Raw genomic sequence first — 21,128 nt, forward strand, 5'->3', positions numbered from 1 at the left:
TCACAGCTAGGAGAAATACATGCAGATTAGGACGCTGCTGGCCGGGACCTTCATGCTTGCCTCTCTGGCAGGCTGTGCCACCGGTCAGATGGATCAGACCGGTGGAGAAGTCATTGATCAAGTGGCGCATTACGAGGGCACTCTGCCTTGCCGTAACTGCGCCGGCATTGATATCAATGTCGAACTCGATGGCACTGAAGATGGTGCCGCCGCCGATCGCACCTTCAGCCTGAATGCCAGCTATCGCGAGCATCCGCAGAATCCGCCGGACGAGACCTATACCGGCCAGTGGAGCGTGCTCACCGGTACCCCGGTCGACCCCGAGGCTACCGTCTACGAGCTTACGCCCCAGGGCGAGGGACAGATCTATTACTTCCTCAAGATTGATCCGGACACCCTGGAGCTGATCGACCCCCAGCGTCGGCGCTTCCAGAACCGCGACATGCTGCAGCTGCAGCGCCAGACCGCCAGCCAGTAAGTCAGGCAGCGTCAATGGCATGTGAAGAGGCGGCCCGCGCGGGCCGCCTCTTTTTGTCTGGTGTCTCCTTTTGTCTGAGCCTGTTTTGCCCAACGCCTCGGGCGCACACGTCGCATCGCGTGCCCCGGCTGGTAGAATAGGGCCTTTTATCCGGTGGAGCCTGGCATGGCCAAAGCGAAGAGTGCGTTCGTCTGCACCGAGTGCGGTGCCGAATATCGCAAGTGGCAGGGCCAGTGCACCAGCTGTCGCGAGTGGAACTCGCTGAGCGAGGTGCGCCTGGCCCCGGCCCGTCCCGGCGCCGCGCCTAGCGCAAGTGGCGGGCGCAGCGGCTATGCCGGCGGCGTCTCCCGGGATGTCACCGATCTGGCGTCGGTAGACCTGACCGAAGTGCCCAGGCTTTCCTCCACCTTCGGCGAGTTCGACCGGGTGCTGGGCGGCGGCCTGGTGCCGGGCTCGGCGGTGCTGCTGGGCGGCCACCCAGGCGCCGGCAAGTCGACCCTTTTGCTGCAGACCGCCTGCAAGCTGGCCCAGGAGCGCTCCTCGCTGTATGTCACCGGTGAGGAATCACTGTCGCAGGTCGCGATGCGCGCCCAGCGCCTTCAACTGCCGACTCAGGGTCTCAAGATGCTCGCCGAGACCAGCGTCGAGACGATTCTCGGCGTCGCCGAGCGCGAGCGCCCTGAAGTGCTGATCATCGACTCCATCCAGACCATGCACCTCGAGGACATCGCCTCGGCCCCCGGCGGCGTGGCCCAGGTACGCGAGTCCGCGGCGGCGCTGACCCGCTTTGCCAAGCAGTCCAACACGGTGCTGCTGCTGGTCGGTCACGTCACCAAGGACGGCAGCCTGGCCGGGCCCAAGGTGCTAGAGCACATGATCGATGCCTCGTTGCTGCTTGAGGGCGGTGCCGACTCGCGCTTTCGCACCTTGCGTGGCCAGAAGAACCGCTTCGGTGCGGTCAACGAGCTCGGTGTCTTTGCCATGCTCGAGCACGGCATGAAGGAAGTGAAGAACCCCAGCGCCATCTTCCTGTCGCGCAGCGAAGAGCAGGCCTCAGGTAGCCTGGTGATGGTGGTCTGGGAAGGCACGCGGCCGATCCTGGTCGAGGTGCAGGCGCTGCTCGACGACTCGCCGCTGGGTAACCCGCGTCGCATCGCCGTGGGGCTAGACGGTAACCGGCTGTCGATGCTGCTGGCGGTGTTGCATAAGCACGGCGGGCTCTTCACCGGCGATCAGGACGTCTTCCTCAACGTCGTCGGTGGGGTCAAGGTGCTGGAGACCAGCGCCGACCTGGCCGTGCTGCTGGCGGTGGTCTCCAGCCTTCAGAACCGCCCGCTGCCCCGCGAGCTGGTCGTGTTTGGCGAGGTTGGGCTGTCCGGCGAGATTCGCCCGGTGCCGAGCGGCCAGGAGCGGATCGTCGAGGCCGCCAAGCACGGCTTCACCCGCGCCATCGTGCCCCGCGGCAACGCCCCCAAGAACTCGCCGCCCGGCATGGAAGTGGTCGCCGTCGACAAGCTGGCCGACGCCCTCGAAGCCCTGTGATACCGGCCCTTGAGAGGTAGGCCCCTTGAGCGATAGAACCCATGGTGGCCGACGCCCGACATTGAAAACGCCTTCAGCAAGGAGATCGTGATGAGTGCGATTCGTCTGACCGAATACAGCCGCGGCGCGGGCTGCGGCTGCAAGATTGCCCCCGACGTGCTCGACGGCATCCTCGCCAAGGCCGGGCCTGCTACCAGTCACTCGCGGCTGATCGTCGGCAATCAGGGGCGTGAGGATGCCGCCGTCTACGACCTGGGCGACGGGCGAGGGATGATCGCTACCACCGACTTCTTCACGCCGATCGTCGATGACCCCTTCGATTTCGGCCGCATTGCCGCCATCAACGCCATCAGCGACGTCTATGCCATGGGCGGCAATCCGGTGATGGCGCTGGGCATCCTCGGCTGGCCGCTGGACAAGCTCGGCGCCCATATCGCCGGCGACGTGGTGGCCGGCGCCCAGGCGGTGTGCCGCGAGCACGGCATGGCGCTGGCCGGCGGGCACTCGATCGATTCGCCGGAGCCGATCTTCGGCCTGGCCGTCAACGGCCTGGTGGATCTCGAGCACCTGACCCTCAACAAGGGGGCCGAGGTCGGCGATCTTTTGTACCTGACCAAGCCGCTCGGGGTAGGCCTTCTGACTACCGCCGAGAAGCAGGGGCTGGTCAAGCCCGGACACCAGGGGCTGGCGCGGGAGACCATGCTCGCCTCCAACCGGATCGGTGCCGACTTCGCCAGGATCAAGGGCGTGCATGCCATGACCGACGTGACCGGTTTCGGCCTCGCTGGCCATCTGAGCGAGGTCTGCGAGGCCAGCGGTGTGGCAGCACGGATCGACTTCAAGCGTCTGCCGCGCCTCGCCGAGGCCGAACACTACCGGCGCCTGGGTGCCGTGCCCGGCGGCACCCGGCGCAATCGCGAGGCGCTCGGCGAGCGGCTGCCGGTGATGGACGAGGCCCACTGGCAGTGGCTCTGCGACCCCCAGACCTCTGGCGGCCTGCTGCTGGCCGTTCACCCTTCCTGGGCCGATGATATCGAGCGTGCCGGCCGTGCCCATGGCCTGAGCCTCGCCCCCTTCGGCGAGATCGTCGCCGCCCACGGCGCCACCCGCCTCGAGGTGACAGGATGAACCTGCCCCAGATCGACCCCAGTCTTGACCTGCTGCGTGAGCGCCGCCGCCTGATCGATGTTCGCGCGCCGGTGGAGTTCGCCCAGGGCGGGCTGCCCGGCGCCGTCAACCTGCCGCTGATGGATGACGAGGAACGCCACCGGGTCGGCATCGCCTACGCACAGCAGGGCCAGCAGGCGGCCATTGAGCTTGGGCAGCGGCTGGTCGCCGGGGGCATCAAGCGCGCCCGGATGGAAGCCTGGCAGCAGGAACTCGAGCAGTACCCGGACGCGGTACTATATTGTTTTCGCGGGGGGCTGCGCTCCGAAACCGCCCAGCAGTGGCTATGGGATGCAGGCATCGAGCGTCCGCGAATTCGCGGTGGCTGGAAGGCCATGCGCAAGCTGATCTGCGATCACGTCGATGCCGCCAGCGAGCGCCCGATGCTGGTGGTCAGCGGCCTGACCGGTTCGGCCAAGACGCCGCTGATCAACGGCCTCGGTCAGGGGCTCGACCTCGAGGGCTGTGCCCGCCACAAGGGCTCGGCCTTCGGTCGCCACCCGATGCCGGCGCCCAGCCAGATCAACTTCGAGCATGCTATAGGCATGGGGCTTTTGAATCTTGAGGACCCGCAGGGTCCGGCGGTGGTCGAGGACGAATCGCGCCACATCGGCGCCGCCAACGTGCCGTTGATCTTCTGGCGTGGCATGGAAGAGGCACCGCGCATCCGCGTCGAGATGCCGCTGGACTGGCGGCTGGCGCAGATCCGCAAGGACTACATCGACGATCTTTGGGCGCTATATCAGGGCCAATACGGTGACTGGCTGGGTTGGGCGCTGATGCGCAAGCAGCTTTCCACGGCGCTGGGCCGGCTGCGCAAGCGCCTGGGGCTTGCGCGCCTGCAACGCCTGCAGCGGCTGCAGACGCTGGCCTTTCGCGAACACGAGCGCGGCAACCGCCAGGCGCATGAGGCTTGGCTGGGGCCGCTGCTCACCGAATACTACGATCCGCTGTATCGCCACCAGCTCGAGAAGCACCCCCACACCTTCCTGCATGTGGGGGACTGGGATAGCTGCCTTGAGTTCGCCAAGGACTGGTCAGCGCGCCACGCTGCGTAGCCACTGCACCATCAGCCGGTCGAGCAGCGCTGCCTGGTGGTCGACGCGCCGCGTGTCGGCAAGAATGGCCTCGGGTGCCTGCACGTGGAGGCCCTCCAGGGGGCTGGCGCCTACGTGCGTCTGCGCCGCGAGATGCTCGAAGAGCGCCGAGATGCTGGCGTCGGTGGCTTCCAGATGACACTGCAATGCCACCACTCGGCCTCGGTCCCAGGCGAAACCCTGCAGCGGGCTCGCCTCGCTGCCGCCCAGCGGCAGGGCGCCGTCGGGCAGGCCGAAGATGTCACGCTGCCAGCTGAAGGCCTCGAAGGTCTCGGGCAGGTCGAAGGGACTCTCCGGGGCGAGTTCGATGCGCTGCCAGCCAAGGGCCGGGTAGGTGCCGCGGGAGACAATGGCACCCAGGCCCTCGGCGATCAGCCGTGCCCCCATGCCGACGCCGAGCACCGGCTTGCCGCTCTTCAGCGCGCGGGTCAAAAGCTTCTTCTCGCGGGCGAGCCAGGGATGAGTCGCGGTATCATCGACGGCAAGATCACCGTCGAGCAGCACCAGGGCGTCGCAGTCCGCGAGGCGCGGCGGCGCCTCGCCGGCGTAGAGGTGGCAGCTGTTGTGGCTGTGGCCCATGCTGTCCAGCCAGTCGGCGAAGCGGGCCGGGCCCAGGCCCGCAGCATGCTGAAGAAAGTAGATATGCATGGCGTCATGATGACCGGGGCGGGGGCGAGGCGTCCAGCGCCGGTTAGGCAGCGGCATCACGGTGCGGTTATCCAGGCACGATCATCCAGGTACGATCACCCCGGCACGCTTAACACGCGACAGGCATTACGCTAACAGGCATTACGATTAGGGGAGGGGGCATGGCCAGCAGCGCCGTACTTGAGCAGATCTACACCATCGTCGCCCAGATTCCGGAGGGCCGCGTCACCACCTATGGCAGCGTGGCCAAGATGACGGAGGGCGCCACTGCGCGCATGGTCGGTGGCGCCATGCGCCATCTGCCGGATGGCCACGGCTTGCCCTGGCATCGGGTGATCAATGCCACCCGGCGCGTCACCGAGCATGGCGGCGCCGTTCGCCAGCGCGAGAAGCTCCGCGCCGAGGGCGTGGTGTTCGACGCGCGGGGCAAGGTCCCGGCCGACCTGCTCTGGCCCTGAGGCAAGGCTGCGGTCTGCTTGCTCACGCGCGCATACTCACACGCTTACTTACTTACTTTCTTGCTTGCCGTCTTTCCCCCTATTTCCAGGAGACTCCATGACCCAGCCCGCCGGTGGCTTCAATGCCCGCCTGAAGAATCTCGACGCGCGCCGTCGCCTGGCCTTCATGGCCGCCCTCAGCGAGCGACTGATGCCCAACTACGCCCTCTATGCGGATCATGCCGAAGCCGGCGATCCAGCGGCGCTGCGCAACATCCTCGATCTGATCTGGGAGCACCTGACGGTGAAAGGCGCCAAGATCGACTTCGATCGTCAGGCCGAGAAGCTCGCCGAGCTCGAGCCGCCGGTCGATGACGACAGTTTTGGTGCACGGCGCGCTCTGGAAGCGGTGATGGCGATCTCGGCGATGCTCGACACCCTGCGCGGCGAAGCGCCGGAGGCGGTGCTGGAAGTCAGCCGTGCTTCGCTCAGCGGCGTGCGTGCCTTCATCGAGGTAAGCGAAGGCGAGGAAGACGAAACGCGGCTGGCGGCGCTGATCCGCGAGCATGAGCTGATGGCGGATGAACGCGATTTTCAGGATGCGGTGCTGGAAGCGGTCGAGGAAGGGGAGCTGGATCGCGACGCCCTCAAGGCGCTCAAGCGCCTGGGGCGTAACGAAGGGGTGAGCAATCTGGGGCTCACCCTCGACTAGGAGGGTGCAGGAAAGGTGCCGGGAGGGTGCAGGCACGGCGAGCAGCTAGAAGCGCACCCCGGCATTGAACATCGCGCCGGCGGTGCCGAACAGCAGCACGTCGGCTTCGAAGCGGCCCCAGCGCGCGCCTATGGTGGGCAGGATCGCCGGAGCGATGCCCAGGCTGTTATAGGAGATCTTGTCCTTCTTGTCGCCGTCATAGCCACGCAGCCCACCGGCGGTGAGCTTGGCACGTACTTCCACGTCTTCGCTGGGCTGCCAGAGAGGAAATTCGCGACCGGCATAGAAGTACCAGATCGGCTGGTCGAAGGAGTTTTTCAACCAGGCCGCGCCGGTGAACCAGCGCTCGGGGTTGTGCACTTCCACGCCGATCAGGTTCTGCTGGTCGTTGTACTCCTCGTCATCGTTCTCGTTGGTCGAGTAATGCGTGGTCCATAGGCTGGTCTGTACCAGGCCATGATCGTAGGTGAAGAACCCTTCGGCCTGGGCACATGAAGGCACGAGCAGGCCCGCCAGCAGCAGCCCCAGCGCATACTGTCTGATGCTCGTCTGTCGGGCTTTTGTCGCCATGCCTTGGCGCTGAGTCGGAATCATGGCGTCCTCAAAGTCTCATCTCGATGCCCTGGTCTGCCATGTAGCGCTTGGCATCGGGAATGCTGTATTCGCCAAAGTGGAAGATGCTGGCAGCCAGTACCGCATCGGCCCGGCCCTTGGTGACGCCCTCGACCAGGTGATCGAGGGTGCCGACGCCACCGGAGGCGATCACCGGCACGCACACCGCATCAGAAATGGCGCGGGTCAGCTCGTTATCGAAGCCGATCTTGGTGCCGTCGCGGTCCATGCTGGTCAACAGCAGTTCCCCGGCGCCCAGTTCGACCATCTTCTGGGCCCACTCCACCGCGTCCAGGCCGGTCGGCTTGCGCCCGCCGTGGGTAAAGATCTCCCAGCGCGGTGTCTCGCCTTCGGCGGAGACCCGCTTGGCGTCGATGGCCACCACGATGCACTGGCTGCCGAAGCGCTGGGTCGCTTCAAAGACGAATTCCGGATTGCTCACCGCTGCGGTGTTGATCGACACCTTGTCGGCGCCGGCGTTGAGCATGGTGCGGATGTCGTCGCAGGTACGAATGCCGCCACCCACGGTCAGTGGGATGAACACCTCGCCGGCAATGCGTTCGACCATCTCGACGGTGGTGCCGCGGTCTTCATGGCTTGCCGTGATGTCGAGAAAGGTGATCTCGTCGGCGCCCTGCTGATTGTAGCGCTTGGCGATTTCCACCGGGTCGCCGGCATCGCGGATGCCGACGAAGTTGACGCCCTTGACCACGCGACCGGCGTCGACGTCGAGACAGGGGATGATGCGTTTAGCGAGTCCCATGAGTCAGCCCTCCGCTTATGAGTGAGTGGCAGCAGCGCCGGCGAGTTCGTCGCACAGGCGCTGGGCCTCGGCGAGGTCCAGGCTGCCCTCGTAGATGGCGCGGCCGGTGATGGCACCGAGGATGCCGTCGCCTGATACCTTGGCCAGCGCCCGCAGATCTTCAAGGTTGGTGACCCCACCGGAGGCGATGACCGGCAGGCCGCCGTGGCGGGCAAGCTCGGCGGTGGCCTCGACGTTGACGCCCTGCATCATGCCGTCGCGGGCGATATCGGTGTAGACGATCGAGGACACGCCATCATCGGCGAAGCGCTTGGCCAGATCGGTGGCCTTGATGGTGGAGACCTCGGCCCAGCCGTCGGTGGCCACGAAGCCGTCGCGGGCATCCAGGCCGACGATCACATGGCCCGGGAAGGCACGGCACATCTCGGTAACGAAGGCCGGTTCCTTGACCGCCTTGGTGCCGATGATCACATGAGACACCCCGGCGTCCAGATAGTGCTCGATGGTGTCGGCGCTGCGAATTCCGCCGCCGATCTGGATCGGCAGGTCCGGGTAGGCGCGGGCGATGGCGGTGACCGCCTCGCCGTTGACCGGCGCGCCCTCGAAGGCGCCGTTGAGGTCGACCAGGTGCAGGCGGCGAGCGCCGGCCTCGACCCAACGGGCCGCCATGGCCACCGGGTCATCGCCATAGGTGGTGGAGTCGTCCATTCGGCCCTGCTTCAGGCGAACGCACTTGCCGTCCTTGAGATCGATGGCGGGAATTACCAGCATGTCGTGTCCTCGTGGGCGCCTTGTGGGGCGCGAATGAAGGTGATGCGTAAACGGGGCGCGATCAGGGCGTCCACTGCACGAAGTTCTCGAGCAGGCGCAGGCCAGCCGCCGAACTCTTCTCCGGATGGAACTGGGTCGCGAAGACCGGCCCGCGACCCACTGCCACATGCGCGGTGACGCCGCCGTATTCGGTGGTGCCGAAGACATCGGCATCCTCGGCGGCATCGACGTAGTAGCTGTGCACGAAATAGAAGCGATCGCCGTCCTCGATGCCTTCCCACAGCGGGTGGTCGTGACGTTGAGTCACCTGGTTCCAGCCCATGTGCGGGACCTTGAGGCGTTCGCCTGCGGCATCGGTCATGTCGGCGGGGAAGCGCCGCACGCGGCCCGGCAGGAAGCCCAGGCAGGCCACGCCGCCATTCTCCTCGCTCTCGTCGAGCAGCATCTGCTGGCCGACGCAGATTCCCAGCAGCGGTTTGTCGCCGTTGGTCAGCAGTTCCTGCACCAGGCCCTTGACCTCGCTGCGCTCCAGCTCGCCCATGCAGTCGCGGATCGCGCCCTGACCGGGCAGCACTAGCCGGGTGGCGCCACGAATACGGCGGGCATCGCGGGTCACCACCACGTTTTCATGAGTGACGTGCTCCAGGGCCTTGGCGACGCTGTGCAAATTGCCCATTCCATAATCGATGACGGCAATGGTCATGCTGCGCTCCTTGTCGAGTAAGTGGCCTGGCGGCCTGAGAGGCGAAGAGGCATCATCATGCCATCATGACAGCTTACAGGCTGCCTTTGGTGGACGGCATCTGGCCGGCCATGCGCGGATCTTCGGCGGTGGCCATGCGCAGCGCGCGGCCAAAGGCCTTGAAGATGGTCTCTGCCTGATGGTGGGCGTTGAAGCCCTTCAGGTTGTCGATGTGCAGGGTCACCTGGGCGTGATTGACGAAGCCCTGGAAGAACTCCCAGAACAGCTGGGTGTCCAGCGTGCCGAGGCTTCCCCGAGTGAATTCGACGTTCATGAACAGGCCCGGGCGGCCGGAGAAATCCACGACCACGCGAGAAAGCGCTTCGTCCAGCGGCACATAGGCGTGGCCATAGCGGTAGATGCCACGCTTGTCGCCGATGGCCTTAGCGAAGGCCTGGCCCATGGTGATGCCGAGATCCTCGACGGTGTGGTGAGCGTCGATATGCAGGTCGCCCACCGCCTTGATGTTCAGGTCGATCAGCCCGTGGCGCGCCACCTGGTCGAGCATGTGGTCGAGAAAAGGCACGCCGGTCTCGCAGTTAAGCTCACCCTTGCCATCGAGGTTCACGCTTACCGTGATCTGCGTTTCCTTGGTGTCGCGGGAAACCGTGGCGGTACGCTGGGTCATGATGGCTTTACTCCTGCGCTGAGCGCATTGCGGTGAAACGCCGTCGCGCGGCAGCGAACGACGGAGGTCGAGCCAGCCATTATAGTGAATCGCGCCCCCCATCCGCTACAATGCGGGATATTGTCGGGTTGCCCCGTTAGCCAAGGAGAAACGTCGATGCCGGTTACCCTGCTAAAGGTTACCAAGGACGAATGGGAACGGGACCCGCAGCTCGCCCTGGATCTTGCCCGAATCTACGCCGATGTGCCCGCCGAGCGGCTGCCGCTGCCGGCGGATGACTATATTCGCGATCAGCTCGAACGACAGGGTACCTTCTGCTGTGGCCGCTTCAATGACCGCTTGCTCGGCGCCGTGGCGATGAATGTTGTCGACGAGGCCTGGTGGCTGTCGAACCTGTGTATTCGCAAGACCACCAGACGCCGCGGCGTGGCCTCCCGGCTGGTGACGTTGATCTGCCATGAGGCCCTGCGCGACGGCTACCTGCTGCGGGTCGCGACCTCGACGCTGCTGCTGGGCGATGAGCTGTTGCTCAAGAAGATGGGCTTCAGGCTGGTCGCCGGCGGTGAATACTACGAAATGGACCCCAAGGCTTCACTAGGAGGTAAAGGATGAGAGCACTGTTACGTACGCTGCTGGCAGTGGTAGGGATACTGGGCTTGGTAGTGGTGGGTGCAGTGGTCTATATCACGACCTTCTTCGACCCCGAGGACCTGAAACCGCATCTGGTACAGGTGGTACGCGATCAGAGCGGCCTGGAGCTTAAGCTCGATGGCCCACTGGCCTGGTCCTTCTATCCGCGCCTGGGGCTTAGCGTGGCCGATGCCGAAGCCCGTCTGCCCGACCAGCCCGAGAACGAGCAGGCCTTCCTGGCCTTCGATCAGGCCGAGGTCAGCCTCGCCTTCACGCCGCTGCTGTCCGGTCAGGTGGCCATCGACGGCCTGAACCTCGACGGCATGCGCCTGAACCTCAAGCGCGACGCCGAGGGCCGCGGCAACTGGCAGACCCTGGTCGACCGGCTCGAGCGTCAGCAGGAACAGGCCACCAGCGACGCCGGGGCTGAGCCGGTCGTTGCCGAGGCCGAGGCACAGACAGCGGCACAGACAAGTAGCGAGAGCGCCAGCGAGACGACCAGCGACTCGTCTTCAACGCTGCCCGGTGATCTGGGCGGCAAGAACGGCGTGGCGGTGGCACTCGACATCGCTCGCGTTGACCTCAGCAACGGCAGCATCCGCTATTCTGACCGTCAGAGCGGCTATGCCTGGCACATTGACTCCCTGAATATCAGCGGCAGCAACGTCAATCCCGCCAAAGCCTTTCCGCTCAGTGCCGATTTCGCCCTGTCGTCGTTCCTGATTCCCGAGGGGCAGTCGCGGGAGGCCGAGGCCCAATGGGTCAGCCAGATGAACCTGGGCAGCCGGGTGAAGCTCGGCCTCGACGACGGTCGCTACGTGCTGAGCGACCTGAAACTTACCACCGACACCCAGTTGGCCGGCACCGATGGCAAGCAGCAGAAGGCCAACCTGAGCTTTCCCAGCCTCGAGGCCGACATCAACAGCGGCCGCTATGTGCTCGAAGGCGGCACCCTGGAGGCCAGCCTGTCGCACCCGTCGCTTGGCGAAAAGGCGCTGCCGCTGTCGCTCACCTTTGCCGCCGACGCCGATCTCGAGGCCCAGACCCTGCGCGTCAGCGAATGGCAGCTCAGCGGAGAAGACAGCCTGAAGCTTGGCGGCAACCTGCGCGTCGAACAGCTGCTCGACGCCCCGCAGTATCGCGGCCAGCTGACCCTCGAACCGCTGTCGTTGCGCACCTGGCTCGAACGCCTGGGCAGCCTGCCCGAGACCGCTGATGACGCCGCGCTCGACAGCCTGGCGCTGTCCAGCCCGCTGGAAGGCGATCTCGAGCGGGTCAGCCTGCCGAGCCTGACCCTTAAGCTGGATGACACCACCCTCAGCGGTTCGCTGTCCGCCGGCCTCGATGGCCGCTCGCTGGCGCTCGACCTGCAGGGCGATGTGCTGAATCTTGATCGCTATCTGCCGCCGGTCGAAGAGGGCAGCGACAGTGCCCAGGCAAGCGCCGAGAGCGAGGCCACCGATCAGGCGACCGGCGAGGCGAGCCAGGCAGGCGCTGCCGCAGTCAGCCAGGCCGGTGGAGAACTGGTGCCGGTCGCGACCCTCAAGGCCCTGGACTTCAACGCGGATGTCGCACTCGAGCGACTCACCGTGAAGGGGATGGATCTTGAACAGGTGGTGCTCAAGGCCCGTGGCAGCAACGGCCAGCAGCGCCTGGAGCGCTTCGACGCGCGCTTCTTCGACGGGACCCTTGCCGCCAGTGCCGGGCTCGATCTGCGCGAGACGCCGCTGCGCTGGCGCTTTGCTCCGACGATCAAAGATGTTGCCGCCGAACCCTTCCTCGCCGCACTCACCGGGGAAGAGGCGCCGCTGCGCGGCCGGCTCAACCTTGGCGGCGAGCTGACCACCCGCGGCAATAGCGCCGCCGAGCTGCCGGCGAAGCTCAACGGCCAACTGAATGCTCGCATCGACGATGGTGCGGTGTTCGACGTCAACGTCTCTGAGGAGCTATGCACCGCCGTGGCGCTGCTCGAAGGCAAGCAGACCAGCCGCGAGTGGAGCCCTGATACCCGCTTCGGCAGCGCTAGCGCGACCCTCAACATCCGCGATGGCGAGGTGAGAAACGACGACCTGGACATCAGCATCCCCGGCATCCAGGTAACCGGCGAAGGCAAGGTTGGCCTGGTCGACAAGCGCCTCGACTATCGCGCCGCAGCGCGCTTCGTCGATACCGCCGACGCCGCCTGCGAGGTCAACCCGCGGCTGACCAAGGTGCCGCTGCCGGTGCGCTGCGAAGGCGATCTGTCCGGCGCGCCCGCTGACTGGTGTAGCTTCGATCGCGGCGCCTTCCGCGACGCCGTGGCCAATCTCGCCCGCCAGGAAGTCGAAGCCAAAGCTGGCGAAGAAGTCCAGAAACGTCTCGACGATGCACTGGAAGGCATCGATAAACGTATCGGCGAAGATGCCTCCGGGGAACTTCGCAACGCCCTCAAGGGTCTATTCCAGTAGTCGTGAGCCGCCGGTGATGAATCGGCCCTTATGACGAGACGTTTCATGCAAGCCTGTCCTGCGCCGACCTCACCGTCGGCGCTTTTTTTGTGGTGCTGTTTTTTACGTCCACGCTCGTCACCCCACGCCTTTATACGCCCAAGCCCTTTACGACCAAACCTGTCCGCCGGTTACCCTTCACGCCCATTGCTGTAAGCGGCACCATCCATGACTCAACTGTCCATGACCAAACCGCCCATGACCGATATCCCCGAAACCGTCGAGCCGATCGACCTCTCGCCCGACGAGTTCCAGCGCCGCCTGATGGCCTGGTTCGACGAATACGGACGCAAGACGCTGCCCTGGCAGCACAACACCACGCCCTATCGGGTCTGGGTCTCCGAGATCATGCTGCAGCAGACGCAGGTGGCCACGGTGATTCCCTACTACGAACGCTTCATGGAGCGCTTTCCCGACGTGAACGCCCTGGCCGGCGCCTCACAGGACGACGTGCTGCACCTGTGGACCGGGCTTGGCTATTACGCTCGCGGCCGTAACCTGCATAAGGCCGCCCAAGTCGTCGTGAATGAGCATGGTGGCGAGTTCCCCGTGCACAGCGTCGAAGCCATGGCCGCGTTGCCCGGTATCGGCCGCTCGACCGCCGGGGCCATCATCAGCATCAGCACCGGCGAGCGGGCGGTGATCCTCGATGGCAACGTCAAGCGCGTGCTGACACGCCTGCACGCCGTCGAAGGCTGGCCGGGGCGACCCAAGGTCGAACGCCCACTGTGGGCGCTTGCCGAGCGCTATACGCCCCATCATCGCCTGCCCGACCATACCCAAGCGATGATGGACCTAGGCGCCACCCTGTGCCGGCGCGGCAGCCCCAGCTGCCTGCTGTGCCCCTTCGAGGACGTGTGCCTGGCTCACGCCCGCGGCCAGGAAAAGCGCTTCCCCGAATCCAAGCCCAAGAAGGCGCTGCCCGAGCGCTCGACCATCATGCTGCTGCTGCACGACGAAGCGGGCCGCGTGCTGCTTCAGCAGCGCCCCGCCGTGGGCCTGTGGGGCGGCCTGTGGTGTTTTCCTCAGTTCGATGACCGCGAGGCCCTGGCAGACTGGCTGGACGCTCACGCGCCCGGTGCCGAGCTGGCACCCGCCTGGGACGCCTTCAACCACACCTTCAGCCATTTTCGCCTTGCCATTACCCCGCAACCCGCTCGCGGCCGACAGGCTGCCGTGACCGAAGGCGGGGGCCTCTGGTATAACCCCAGCAAGCCGGCCAGCATTGGCTTGGCCGCGCCGGTCAAGGCGCTGCTCGAGTCGCTGGCGCGACTCGCCAGCCCATCCAACCCGCAAGACCCGGAGTGATCCCATGAGCCAGACCGTGTTCTGCCGCAAGTACCAGCAGGAGCTCGAAGCCCTGCCGTTTCCGCCGCTGCCCGGCCAGAAAGGCCAGGAGATCCAGGCCAGCGTTTCCAAGAAGGCCTGGGAGGAGTGGCAGGCGCTGCAGACTCGCCTGATCAACGAGAAGCACCTCAGCATGCTCGACCCCAAGACCCGCGAGTACCTGATGGAGCAGATGGAACGCTTCCTGGATAACCGCGATACCGACCAGGCAGAAGGCTACGTACCGCCCAGCCAGTGATTTTTCTTCATTCCATCTCTTTGAAAGAAAAAGGGTTGACGCGCGGAAAGCTTTCTAGTTAAATACGTCCTCGTTGGCACGGGCCAGATAGCTCAGTTGGTAGAGCAGGGGATTGAAAATCCCCGTGTCGGGGGTTCGATTCCCTCTCTGGCCACCAATCTGCTGGGGTATAGCCAAGTGGTAAGGCACCGGTTTTTGGTATCGGCATTCGCAGGTTCGAGTCCTGCTACCCCAGCCACTGCCAACCCAGATTAAGTAGCATCATCTGGTACTTGTAGTTAGTGAGTTGCCCCCGCCGGCATAGCTCAGTTGGTAGAGCAACTGACTTGTAATCAGTAGGTCCCGGGTTCGACTCCTGGTGCCGGCACCATTAAAAAGCAGCACACACAAGTAGTCAGATATGAAGAGGTCGCCCATTGAGGCGGCTTTTTTGTGTGTGCGAAAAACGCCGTCCTCCCACAAGCATCATCTATCCACATCCATCCCAAGCCATTTCACCCTGTGGATGGTTTTTGTCGACATCGCCTTATTTCGCCCTGTGAGCAGCCTGGCGATTTGCGCAGTTTCACTAACTCTCATAGCCGGTCTCGAACGCGGCATGCCCGCCCGACGCCACGCTTTGGCGATGAAGCGGCCCTTGAAATACTCGCACCCGTTCGCACATCTATGCTGGCTGCCCCATGGCATCATCGGGGTGGCGAACAATCACGGATCCACAGCACAAGAAGAACTCATCCACGGCCTAGTGCCGGGCTGGATCTGAACCTATTTCACAGTCGCTTTTTCACAAGCAATGGAGGTGATCTAGTGTCAGTACAGACCGCTACCCGCCAAGCTACACAAGCCACTAACGCGCCGCGTGATCCCTATCCCACGCGCTTAGCGCAGCCGTTGGACATGCCCTGGCTGAAGCGTCAGGAGCCGGTGGTGAAAGGCCGCGCCGAGGATGGCCCATTGGACCCGGGTCAGCTCGAGCGCTTCGAGCGCGAAGGCTTTCTGTTCGAGCCGAACTTTCTTTCTGGGCGCGAGCTTGATGAGCTGCGCTACGAGTTGAAGGCGCTGCTGGAAAACGAAGACTACGCCGGGCGTGATTTCAGCATCACCGAGCCGGGCAGCCAGGTGATCCGCTCGCTGTTCGCGGTGCACTTTCTCTCCGAGCGCTTCTCGCGGCTCGCCGAAGACGAGCGACTGATGGGCCGCGCCCGCCAGATTCTCGGCGGCGAGCCCTACGTGCATCAGTCACGCATTAACTACAAGCCGGGCTTTCAGGGCAAGGGCTTCAATTGGCACTCGGATTTCGAAACCTGGCACGCCGAGGACGGCATGCCGGCGATGAACGCCGTCAGTGCCTCGATCGTGCTCACCGATAACCACACCTTCAACGGCCCGCTGATGCTGATTCCCGGCTCGCATCGGGTCTTCGTGCCTTGCCTTGGCGAGACGCCGGACGATCACCACAAGCAGTCGCTGAAAACACAGGAATTCGGCGTGCCGAGCCGCGAGGCGCTGACCCGGCTGATCGAGCGCCACGGCATCGAGGCGCCGACCGGTGCTGCGGGCGGGCTGTTGCTGTTTGACTGCAACACCCTGCACGGCTCCAACGCCAACATGTCGCCGGACCCACGCAGCAACGCTTTCTTCGTCTACAACCGCCGCGACAACGCCTGTGGCGAGCCCTATGCGGCGAAGCGCAAGCGCCCGGACTTCCTGGCGCATCGCCCGGGAGAAAGCTGGAGCGCGCAGCAGCACTGAGGCTGGGCTCATCCCTTGAACGATGGCATAGCGCCTAGTTCTTTGGTGGCGGGCCACCTAACCAGGGCATGGGTGACGTAGACTGACGACACTCAGTCACTGTGAGGGGTGCGCATTGCTGGCATCGCTCGCTGCTTTCTCATCGTCATCGACGCGCCATTACTACGCGCCATGCGCTGGCCCTGGTAAGGAGAATCGCCCCCATGCATTTCGTGCCCCGTTTCAGCGACGGTCAGGACTTTCCCCATGCACTCGGCAAGATCGTCTGCGTGGGGCGCAACTACGCCGAGCATGCCAAGGAACTGGATAACCCGGTGCCGAGTTCGCCGCTGTTGTTCATCAAGCCGGCCACGGCGGCGGTGCCCTTGAAGGAGCCGATCGATATCGCCCTGTCGCGCGGCGAGGTGCATTTCGAGACCGAGCTTGCGCTGCTGATCGGCGAGTCACTCACCGAGGCGAGCCCCCAGCAAGCCGAGCAGGCGGTGGCCGGCATCGGCCTGGCGCTGGACCTGACCCTGCGCGACGTGCAGAGCCGACTCAAGGAAAAGGGCCACCCCTGGGAGATCTCCAAAGCCTTCGACGGGGCCTGCCCGCTGTCGCCTTTCCTGCGCCTTAACGGCCCGCTGGACTGGTCGAGCCTTCATTTCTCGCTGGATATCAACGACGAGCGCCGCCAGACCGGCGACACCGCGGACCTGCTGTTTCCGATCCCCGAGTTGCTGGCCGAGATGAGCCGCCACTTCACACTTTCGCCCGGCGATGTGGTGCTGACCGGCACCCCGGCAGGCGTCGGTCGGCTGCCCCGCGATGCCGATCTGCATTTCGATCTCAACGGCTGGCTCGAGCTCGATACTCGCGTCGCGCCCTGAGGCTCGCCCGTGCCGATGGCGCCGAAGTCGTGCTGACCGTGCCCGGCACAGGATAATGACAGCGCCCCGCCGCAGCCGGCGGGGCGCGTCGCTGAAAGGAGGCCTGGCCGCGTCGGCGCTGCGTGACATGTGCCGCCAAGGGGCTGTGCTAGGTTGTCGAGACCGTCACGCAGGAGGCTAACCGATGCCCCACCAGACCCACCCCTTGCTCTCCAACCGTCCCTTTACTGAGAAGGGCAAGGTCGTCTCCGCCCAGGAGGCGGTGAACCTGATTCGCGATGGCGATGCCGTGGCCACTGGTGGCTTCGTCGGCATCGGCTTCGCCGAGCATCTGGCGGTGGCGCTGGAGGAGCGCTTCGTGACGACCGGCCAGCCGCGGGACCTCACCCTGATGTATGCCGCCGGCCAGGGCGACGGCAAGAACCGCGGGCTCAACCATCTGGGGCACGAGGGGCTGGTGGCCAGGGTGATCGGTGGCCACTGGGGGCTGGTGCCCAAGCTGCAGAAGCTGGCCATCGAGGGCCGCATTCAGGCCTGGAATCTGCCTCAGGGGGTCATCTCTCATCTGTTTCGTGACATCGCCGCCGGCAAGCCGGGCACGCTGAGCCGGGTGGGTCTCGGCACCTTCGTCGACCCGCGCCTGGGCGGTGGGCGCATCAACGACGTGACCACCGAGGAGCGGGTGTCGCTGCTGCCCATCGATGGCGAGGAATACCTGTTCTACAAGGCCCTGCCGCTGCAGGTGGCCCTGCTGCGCGGCACCACCGCCGACACCCTTGGCAACATCAGCATGGAGCGCGAGGCGCTGATCATGGAGTCGCTGGCTATCGCCACGGCGGTGCACAACTCCGGTGGCCTGGTGATCGTGCAGGTCGAGCGGCTGGCCAAGCGTGGCTCCCTGCCGGCGCAGAGCGTGCGTATCCCCGGCATCCTGGTTGACTGCGTGGTGGTCTGCGACGACCCGGAGCACCACTGGCAGACGTTCGGCACCCGCTACAACCCGGCCTATTCCGGCGAGATCAAGGCGCCGATGGCCGCCCCCGAGCCGATTCCGCTGTCGGCTCGCAAGATCATCGCCCGCCGCGCGGCCTTCGAGCTCAAGCCTAATAGCGTGGTCAACCTGGGCATCGGTATGCCCGAGGGCGTCGGCCCGGTGGCCAGCGAAGAGCGGGTGCTGGAGCTGATGACCCTGACCGCCGAGCCCGGGGTGATCGGCGGACTGCCCGCCAGCGGTCTCAACTTCGGCGCGGCGCTGAACGTTCAGGCGATCATCGACCAGCCGGCTCAGTTCGACTTCTACGACGGCGGCGGCCTGGATATCGCCTTTCTGGGCATGGCGCAGGTCGATGGCCAGGGCAACGTCAACGTCTCGAAGTTCGGGCCCCGGCTGGCTGGCGCCGGCGGCTTCATCAACATCAGCCAGAACGCCCGCCGGGTGGTGTTCATGGGCACCTTCGTGGCGGCGGTCGAGGAGCTTGCCATCGTCGATGGCGAGGTGAGGGTCGGCGAGGGTGGCGTCAGGAAGTTCGTGGCAAGCGTCGAACAGCGCACCTTCAGCGGCGCGCTGGCCGCCGCCGAGTACAAGCCGGTGCTCTACGTGACCGAGCGCTGCGTATTCCGCCTGACCGCCGAGGGCCTGGTGCTCGATGAAATCGCCCCCGGGGTGGATCTCGAGCGGGACGTGCTGGCGTTGATGGACTTCACGCCGCTGATGCCGGTGCCGCCGCGGCGCATGGATGCGCGCATCTTTCGTGACGAGGCAATGGGCCTGCGCGAGCACCTGCTGGATCAGCCGCTGGCCCAGCGCTTCACCTTCGATGCGGCAGAAGAGGTGTTCTTCATCAACTTCGAGAACCTGAAGATCAGCGCTCAAGCGGACATCGACGCCATCCGCGAGACCGTGGAAGCCTGGCTGACACCGCTTCAGCGCAAGGTCTATGCCATCGTCAATTACGACCACTTCCGCATCGACGAGGACCTGCTGGGCGCCTACACGGAGATGGTCAGCGACCTGGAGGCGCGCTTCTATTCGAAGGTTACCCGCTACACCACCAGCGTATTCCTGCGCATGAAACTCGGCGATGCCTTCGAGGCGCGCTCGGTCGCCGCGCATATCTACGAAAGCGCCGAGGAGGCCCGGGCGCACCTGAAGCCCTAGCAGAGAGGCGGCCAGAGGGGACCAGAGGAGAGTAGGGCCCGGCCAACACGACACCGCCCCGCCAGTGAGCTGCCACTGGCGGGGCGGTGTCGTTTGCGATGGTCTGATATGGGCAAGTCGCTCAAGCGGGGGCTGAACGGCGATCAGCCCAGATAGGTATAGCTCTTGAGCCCGGCATGCAGGTCGTCGAGGAAGGCGCGGCGCTGCGCTTCAGGTAGGCCGCTGGCCTCGAGCTGGCGGCTCAGATGGCGGCGCAGCACCTCGGCATCGAAGTTGACGTAGCCGAGCACCTTGGCCACGTCGTCACCCTGGATCGGCTCGGAGAGCACCCAGTCTCCGTTGGCGTCCAGTGCGGCATCCACCGAGTCGGTGTCGCCGAACAGGTTGTGCAGGTCGCCGAGGATTTCCTGATAGGCGCCGACCAGGAAGAAGCCGAGCAGTTTCTCGTCGTCGTGCTGCCAGTCCGGCAGCGGCAGGGTGGCCTCGACGCCCTGGCCGTCGACGTAGCTGTCGATGCGCCCGTCGCTGTCGCAGGTGATGTCCTGCACCACGGCGCGGCGGGTTGGTTCCCGGTCGAGCCCCGAGAGTGGCAGCACCGGGAAGATCTGCTGAATGCCCCACACGTCGGGTACCGACTGGAACAGCGAGAAATTGACGAACAGCTTGTCGGCGAGCTTCTCTGCCAGCTCGTCGAGGATCTCCCGGTGAGCGCGGTTGCGGGCATCGAGCTGGCCACGCAGCCGGCCACAGGCGGCGAAGTAGACGGCCTCGCCCTCGGCGCGGGCGGTGATGTCAGCAAGGCCCAGCACGAAGCGGTCCTGCAGCTCGGCCATCGCCTGCACCAGGTCGTGGTAGGCCTCGACCAGACCACGAGGCTCCTGGCTGGCCGCCAGCTGGTCGTGCACTCGCCACAGCTCCTGCACTTCGCCGTCCTGAGACGTGCGCGACGCCGGGGGCGCCTCACCGATGCGCTCTTCGCCGATCACGTTGGTGATCAGCACCGCGTGGTGGGCGGTCAGGGCGCGGCCGGATTCGCTGATCAGGTGCGGGTGGGGCAGGCCCTCGGCATCGCAGGCCTGGCGGAAGGCGGCCACCACGTTGCCGGCGTATTCGCGCATCGAGTAGTTGATCGAGCATTCGCTGCGTGAGCGGGTGCCCTCGTAGTCGATGCCGAGCCCGCCGCCGACATCGACGGTATCCACCGGCGCGCCAAGCTCACGCAGGCTCTGGTAGAAGCGGGCGCACTCGCGCAGGCCGCGCTGGATGTCGCGGATGTTGGCGATCTGCGAGCCCAGGTGGAAGTGCACCAGCTGCAGGCTCTCGAGAGAGTCGGCCTCGCGCAAGCGCTCGACCACCTCGAGGATCTGGCTGGCGGTGAGGCCGAACTTGGACTTCTCGCCGCCGGTGTTCTGCCACTTGCCCTTGCCCACCGAGGCGAGCCGGGCACGCAGGCCGATGCGCGGCGTGATCTCGAGGCGGCGAGCCTCTTCAAGAATCAGCTCCAGCTCTGAGAACTTCTCGACCACCAGGTAGACCTTGTGGCCAAGCTTTTCGCCCATCAGTGCCAGGCGCACGTACTCGCGATCCTTGTAGCCGTTGCAGACGATCAGCGAGGGGCCGTCGCCGGAGAGGGCGAGCACCGCGAGCAGCTCTGGCTTGCTGCCGGCTTCCAGACCGACGCGGCCGCGCCCGCGCTCCTGGGTGGCGAGAATCTCCTCGACCACCCGGCGCTGCTGGTTGACCTTGATCGGGTAGACGGCGGTGTAGCCGCCGCCGTAGGTCTCGTCCTGCATCACGGAGTCGAAGGCCGCGCAGAGCTGTTCGACCCGGTCGTGAAGGATATCGGTGAAGCGCACCAGCACCGGCAGGCGCAGGCCTGCCGCGCGCAGCTCGTCGACCAGGCCGTCCAGCGGCAGGCTGGGGCCTTCCACCTCGCTGCCCAGCGGGCGCACCAGGGCATGGCCCTGGTCATCGACGTCGAAATAGCCGCTGCCCCACTGGTCGATGTTGTAGGTGCGTCGTGCCTTGGCGGCGGGTGAGGTCATGTCGCT

20 protein-coding genes and 3 tRNA genes are annotated in these 21,128 nt (G+C 65.4%); 16 read left to right on the plus strand and 7 right to left on the minus strand.

Translation table 11 applies throughout. From position 1 onward, the window contains the following. The first annotated feature begins 19 nt into the window (after nucleotides 1–19). From Q2K57_RS09370 to mnmH, 4 genes are all read left to right on the plus strand, one after another. Nucleotides 20–478, plus strand: coding sequence for a copper resistance protein NlpE N-terminal domain-containing protein (locus Q2K57_RS09370; protein WP_112056497.1), 459 nt, complete (start codon nucleotides 20–22; stop codon nucleotides 476–478). A gap of 165 nt (nucleotides 479–643) precedes the next feature. Further along, a complete protein-coding gene (gene radA / locus Q2K57_RS09375; RefSeq protein ID WP_112056498.1) occupies nucleotides 644–2,020 on the plus strand; it encodes a DNA repair protein RadA in 1,377 nt (458 codons plus the stop codon). A gap of 87 nt (nucleotides 2,021–2,107) precedes the next feature. After that, nucleotides 2,108–3,148 (plus strand): selenide, water dikinase SelD, encoded by a 1,041-nt coding sequence (selD, locus tag Q2K57_RS09380; protein WP_369700252.1) that lies wholly within the window; start codon nucleotides 2,108–2,110, stop codon nucleotides 3,146–3,148. Then, on the plus strand, nucleotides 3,145–4,245 hold the full coding sequence (mnmH, locus tag Q2K57_RS09385; protein ID WP_304524925.1) for a tRNA 2-selenouridine(34) synthase MnmH: 1,101 nt from the start codon (nucleotides 3,145–3,147) through the stop codon (nucleotides 4,243–4,245). Before selD ends, mnmH begins: the two co-directional genes overlap by 4 nt. On the opposite strand, the gene Q2K57_RS09390 is transcribed toward mnmH, so the two are convergent. Further along, on the minus strand, nucleotides 4,225–4,932 hold the full coding sequence (locus Q2K57_RS09390) for a type 1 glutamine amidotransferase (RefSeq protein ID WP_304526677.1): 708 nt from the start codon (nucleotides 4,930–4,932) through the stop codon (nucleotides 4,225–4,227). The two genes, mnmH and Q2K57_RS09390, sit on opposite strands and share 21 nt — an antisense overlap. 161 nt (nucleotides 4,933–5,093) lie before the next feature. Between Q2K57_RS09390 and Q2K57_RS09395 the strand changes: the two genes are divergently transcribed. Together Q2K57_RS09395 and Q2K57_RS09400 are read left to right on the plus strand one after the other, a co-directional pair. After that, the gene (locus tag Q2K57_RS09395; RefSeq protein ID WP_304524926.1) at nucleotides 5,094–5,390 is read left to right on the plus strand and encodes an MGMT family protein; all 297 of its coding nucleotides are present in this window, start codon (nucleotides 5,094–5,096) and stop codon (nucleotides 5,388–5,390) included. Nucleotides 5,391–5,487: 97 nt separating this feature from the next. Beyond that, nucleotides 5,488–6,081: a YjaG family protein gene (locus Q2K57_RS09400; protein ID WP_112056502.1), complete on the plus strand. Its 594-nt coding sequence runs from the start codon at nucleotides 5,488–5,490 to the stop codon at nucleotides 6,079–6,081. 45 nt (nucleotides 6,082–6,126) lie between these two features. On the opposite strand, the gene Q2K57_RS09405 is transcribed toward Q2K57_RS09400, so the two are convergent. The 5 genes from Q2K57_RS09405 to hisB form a co-directional block, all read right to left on the minus strand. Then, nucleotides 6,127–6,675, minus strand: coding sequence for a hypothetical protein (locus Q2K57_RS09405; protein WP_304524927.1), 549 nt, complete (start codon nucleotides 6,673–6,675; stop codon nucleotides 6,127–6,129). A 7-nt stretch (nucleotides 6,676–6,682) separates the two neighbouring features. Then, nucleotides 6,683–7,456, minus strand: a complete 774-nt coding sequence (hisF, locus tag Q2K57_RS09410) for an imidazole glycerol phosphate synthase subunit HisF (RefSeq protein WP_112056504.1) — start codon at nucleotides 7,454–7,456, stop codon at nucleotides 6,683–6,685. A gap of 15 nt (nucleotides 7,457–7,471) precedes the next feature. Further along, nucleotides 7,472–8,227, minus strand: coding sequence for a 1-(5-phosphoribosyl)-5-[(5-phosphoribosylamino)methylideneamino]imidazole-4-carboxamide isomerase (gene hisA, locus Q2K57_RS09415; protein ID WP_304524928.1), 756 nt, complete (start codon nucleotides 8,225–8,227; stop codon nucleotides 7,472–7,474). 61 nt (nucleotides 8,228–8,288) lie between these two features. After that, on the minus strand, nucleotides 8,289–8,930 hold the full coding sequence (hisH, locus tag Q2K57_RS09420) for an imidazole glycerol phosphate synthase subunit HisH (RefSeq protein WP_112056506.1): 642 nt from the start codon (nucleotides 8,928–8,930) through the stop codon (nucleotides 8,289–8,291). Nucleotides 8,931–9,003: 73 nt separating this feature from the next. Next, nucleotides 9,004–9,597, minus strand: a complete 594-nt coding sequence (gene hisB / locus Q2K57_RS09425; RefSeq protein ID WP_112056507.1) for an imidazoleglycerol-phosphate dehydratase HisB — start codon at nucleotides 9,595–9,597, stop codon at nucleotides 9,004–9,006. A gap of 156 nt (nucleotides 9,598–9,753) precedes the next feature. Here hisB and Q2K57_RS09430 point away from each other — a divergent pair, with 156 nt between their 5' ends. The 10 genes from Q2K57_RS09430 to Q2K57_RS09475 all read left to right on the plus strand — a co-directional run bounded on the left by Q2K57_RS09430 (nucleotide 9,754) and on the right by Q2K57_RS09475 (nucleotide 19,077). Then, nucleotides 9,754–10,209, plus strand: coding sequence for an acetyl-CoA sensor PanZ family protein (locus tag Q2K57_RS09430; RefSeq protein WP_304524929.1), 456 nt, complete (start codon nucleotides 9,754–9,756; stop codon nucleotides 10,207–10,209). Next, nucleotides 10,206–12,674 carry an AsmA family protein gene (locus tag Q2K57_RS09435; RefSeq protein WP_304524930.1) on the plus strand — a complete coding sequence of 823 codons (2,469 nt, stop codon included), beginning with the start codon at nucleotides 10,206–10,208 and terminating at the stop codon, nucleotides 12,672–12,674. The genes Q2K57_RS09430 and Q2K57_RS09435 overlap by 4 nt, the downstream gene beginning before the upstream one ends. 237 nt (nucleotides 12,675–12,911) lie before the next feature. Continuing rightward, the gene (gene mutY, locus Q2K57_RS09440) at nucleotides 12,912–14,021 is read left to right on the plus strand and encodes an A/G-specific adenine glycosylase (RefSeq protein WP_304526678.1); all 1,110 of its coding nucleotides are present in this window, start codon (nucleotides 12,912–12,914) and stop codon (nucleotides 14,019–14,021) included. Between the two features lie 4 nt (nucleotides 14,022–14,025). Further along, a complete protein-coding gene (locus Q2K57_RS09445) occupies nucleotides 14,026–14,298 on the plus strand; it encodes an oxidative damage protection protein (RefSeq protein WP_092528489.1) in 273 nt (90 codons plus the stop codon). Nucleotides 14,299–14,379: 81 nt separating this feature from the next. Further along, nucleotides 14,380–14,455, plus strand: a tRNA-Phe gene (locus Q2K57_RS09450). Between the two features lie 6 nt (nucleotides 14,456–14,461). After that, nucleotides 14,462–14,536 (plus strand) — tRNA-Gln (locus Q2K57_RS09455). Nucleotides 14,537–14,592: 56 nt separating this feature from the next. Continuing rightward, a tRNA-Thr gene (locus Q2K57_RS09460) sits at nucleotides 14,593–14,668 on the plus strand. 437 nt (nucleotides 14,669–15,105) lie between these two features. Beyond that, nucleotides 15,106–16,050, plus strand: coding sequence for an ectoine hydroxylase (gene thpD, locus Q2K57_RS09465; RefSeq protein WP_304524931.1), 945 nt, complete (start codon nucleotides 15,106–15,108; stop codon nucleotides 16,048–16,050). A gap of 203 nt (nucleotides 16,051–16,253) precedes the next feature. Then, complete coding sequence (locus tag Q2K57_RS09470; RefSeq protein WP_304524932.1) at nucleotides 16,254–16,919, plus strand: fumarylacetoacetate hydrolase family protein; 666 nt, start codon at nucleotides 16,254–16,256, stop codon at nucleotides 16,917–16,919. 184 nt (nucleotides 16,920–17,103) lie between these two features. Continuing rightward, nucleotides 17,104–19,077, plus strand: coding sequence for an acyl CoA:acetate/3-ketoacid CoA transferase (locus Q2K57_RS09475; RefSeq protein WP_304524933.1), 1,974 nt, complete (start codon nucleotides 17,104–17,106; stop codon nucleotides 19,075–19,077). A 143-nt stretch (nucleotides 19,078–19,220) separates the two neighbouring features. Here Q2K57_RS09475 and speA read toward each other — a convergent pair whose 3' ends face one another. Then, the gene (speA, locus tag Q2K57_RS09480; RefSeq protein WP_304524934.1) at nucleotides 19,221–21,122 is read right to left on the minus strand and encodes a biosynthetic arginine decarboxylase; all 1,902 of its coding nucleotides are present in this window, start codon (nucleotides 21,120–21,122) and stop codon (nucleotides 19,221–19,223) included. Nucleotides 21,123–21,128 lie beyond the last annotated feature (6 nt).

The organism is Halomonas sp. I5-271120 (genome assembly GCF_030553075.1).
In the GTDB taxonomy this organism is placed as follows: Bacteria; Pseudomonadota; Gammaproteobacteria; order Pseudomonadales; family Halomonadaceae; genus Onishia; species Onishia taeanensis_A.

Bases quoted from the DNA above. Each gene is read 5' to 3' on its own strand.
- Q2K57_RS09370 (WP_112056497.1), top strand. From the start codon at position 20: ATGCAGATTAGGACGCTGCTGGCCGGGACCTTCATGCTTGCCTCTCTG.
- radA (WP_112056498.1), top strand. From the start codon at position 644: ATGGCCAAAGCGAAGAGTGCGTTCGTCTGCACCGAGTGCGGTGCCGAA.
- mnmH (WP_304524925.1), top strand. From the start codon at position 3,145: ATGAACCTGCCCCAGATCGACCCCAGTCTTGACCTGCTGCGTGAGCGC.
- Q2K57_RS09390 (WP_304526677.1), bottom strand. From the start codon at position 4,932: ATGCATATCTACTTTCTTCAGCATGCTGCGGGCCTGGGCCCGGCCCGC.
- Q2K57_RS09395 (WP_304524926.1), top strand. From the start codon at position 5,094: ATGGCCAGCAGCGCCGTACTTGAGCAGATCTACACCATCGTCGCCCAG.
- Q2K57_RS09400 (WP_112056502.1), top strand. From the start codon at position 5,488: ATGACCCAGCCCGCCGGTGGCTTCAATGCCCGCCTGAAGAATCTCGAC.
- Q2K57_RS09405 (WP_304524927.1), bottom strand. From the start codon at position 6,675: ATGATTCCGACTCAGCGCCAAGGCATGGCGACAAAAGCCCGACAGACG.
- hisF (WP_112056504.1), bottom strand. From the start codon at position 7,456: ATGGGACTCGCTAAACGCATCATCCCCTGTCTCGACGTCGACGCCGGT.
- hisA (WP_304524928.1), bottom strand. From the start codon at position 8,227: ATGCTGGTAATTCCCGCCATCGATCTCAAGGACGGCAAGTGCGTTCGC.
- hisH (WP_112056506.1), bottom strand. From the start codon at position 8,930: ATGACCATTGCCGTCATCGATTATGGAATGGGCAATTTGCACAGCGTC.
- hisB (WP_112056507.1), bottom strand. From the start codon at position 9,597: ATGACCCAGCGTACCGCCACGGTTTCCCGCGACACCAAGGAAACGCAG.
- Q2K57_RS09430 (WP_304524929.1), top strand. From the start codon at position 9,754: ATGCCGGTTACCCTGCTAAAGGTTACCAAGGACGAATGGGAACGGGAC.
- Q2K57_RS09435 (WP_304524930.1), top strand. From the start codon at position 10,206: ATGAGAGCACTGTTACGTACGCTGCTGGCAGTGGTAGGGATACTGGGC.
- mutY (WP_304526678.1), top strand. From the start codon at position 12,912: ATGACCGATATCCCCGAAACCGTCGAGCCGATCGACCTCTCGCCCGAC.
- Q2K57_RS09445 (WP_092528489.1), top strand. From the start codon at position 14,026: ATGAGCCAGACCGTGTTCTGCCGCAAGTACCAGCAGGAGCTCGAAGCC.
- Q2K57_RS09470 (WP_304524932.1), top strand. From the start codon at position 16,254: ATGCATTTCGTGCCCCGTTTCAGCGACGGTCAGGACTTTCCCCATGCA.
- Q2K57_RS09475 (WP_304524933.1), top strand. From the start codon at position 17,104: ATGCCCCACCAGACCCACCCCTTGCTCTCCAACCGTCCCTTTACTGAG.
- speA (WP_304524934.1), bottom strand. From the start codon at position 21,122: ATGACCTCACCCGCCGCCAAGGCACGACGCACCTACAACATCGACCAG.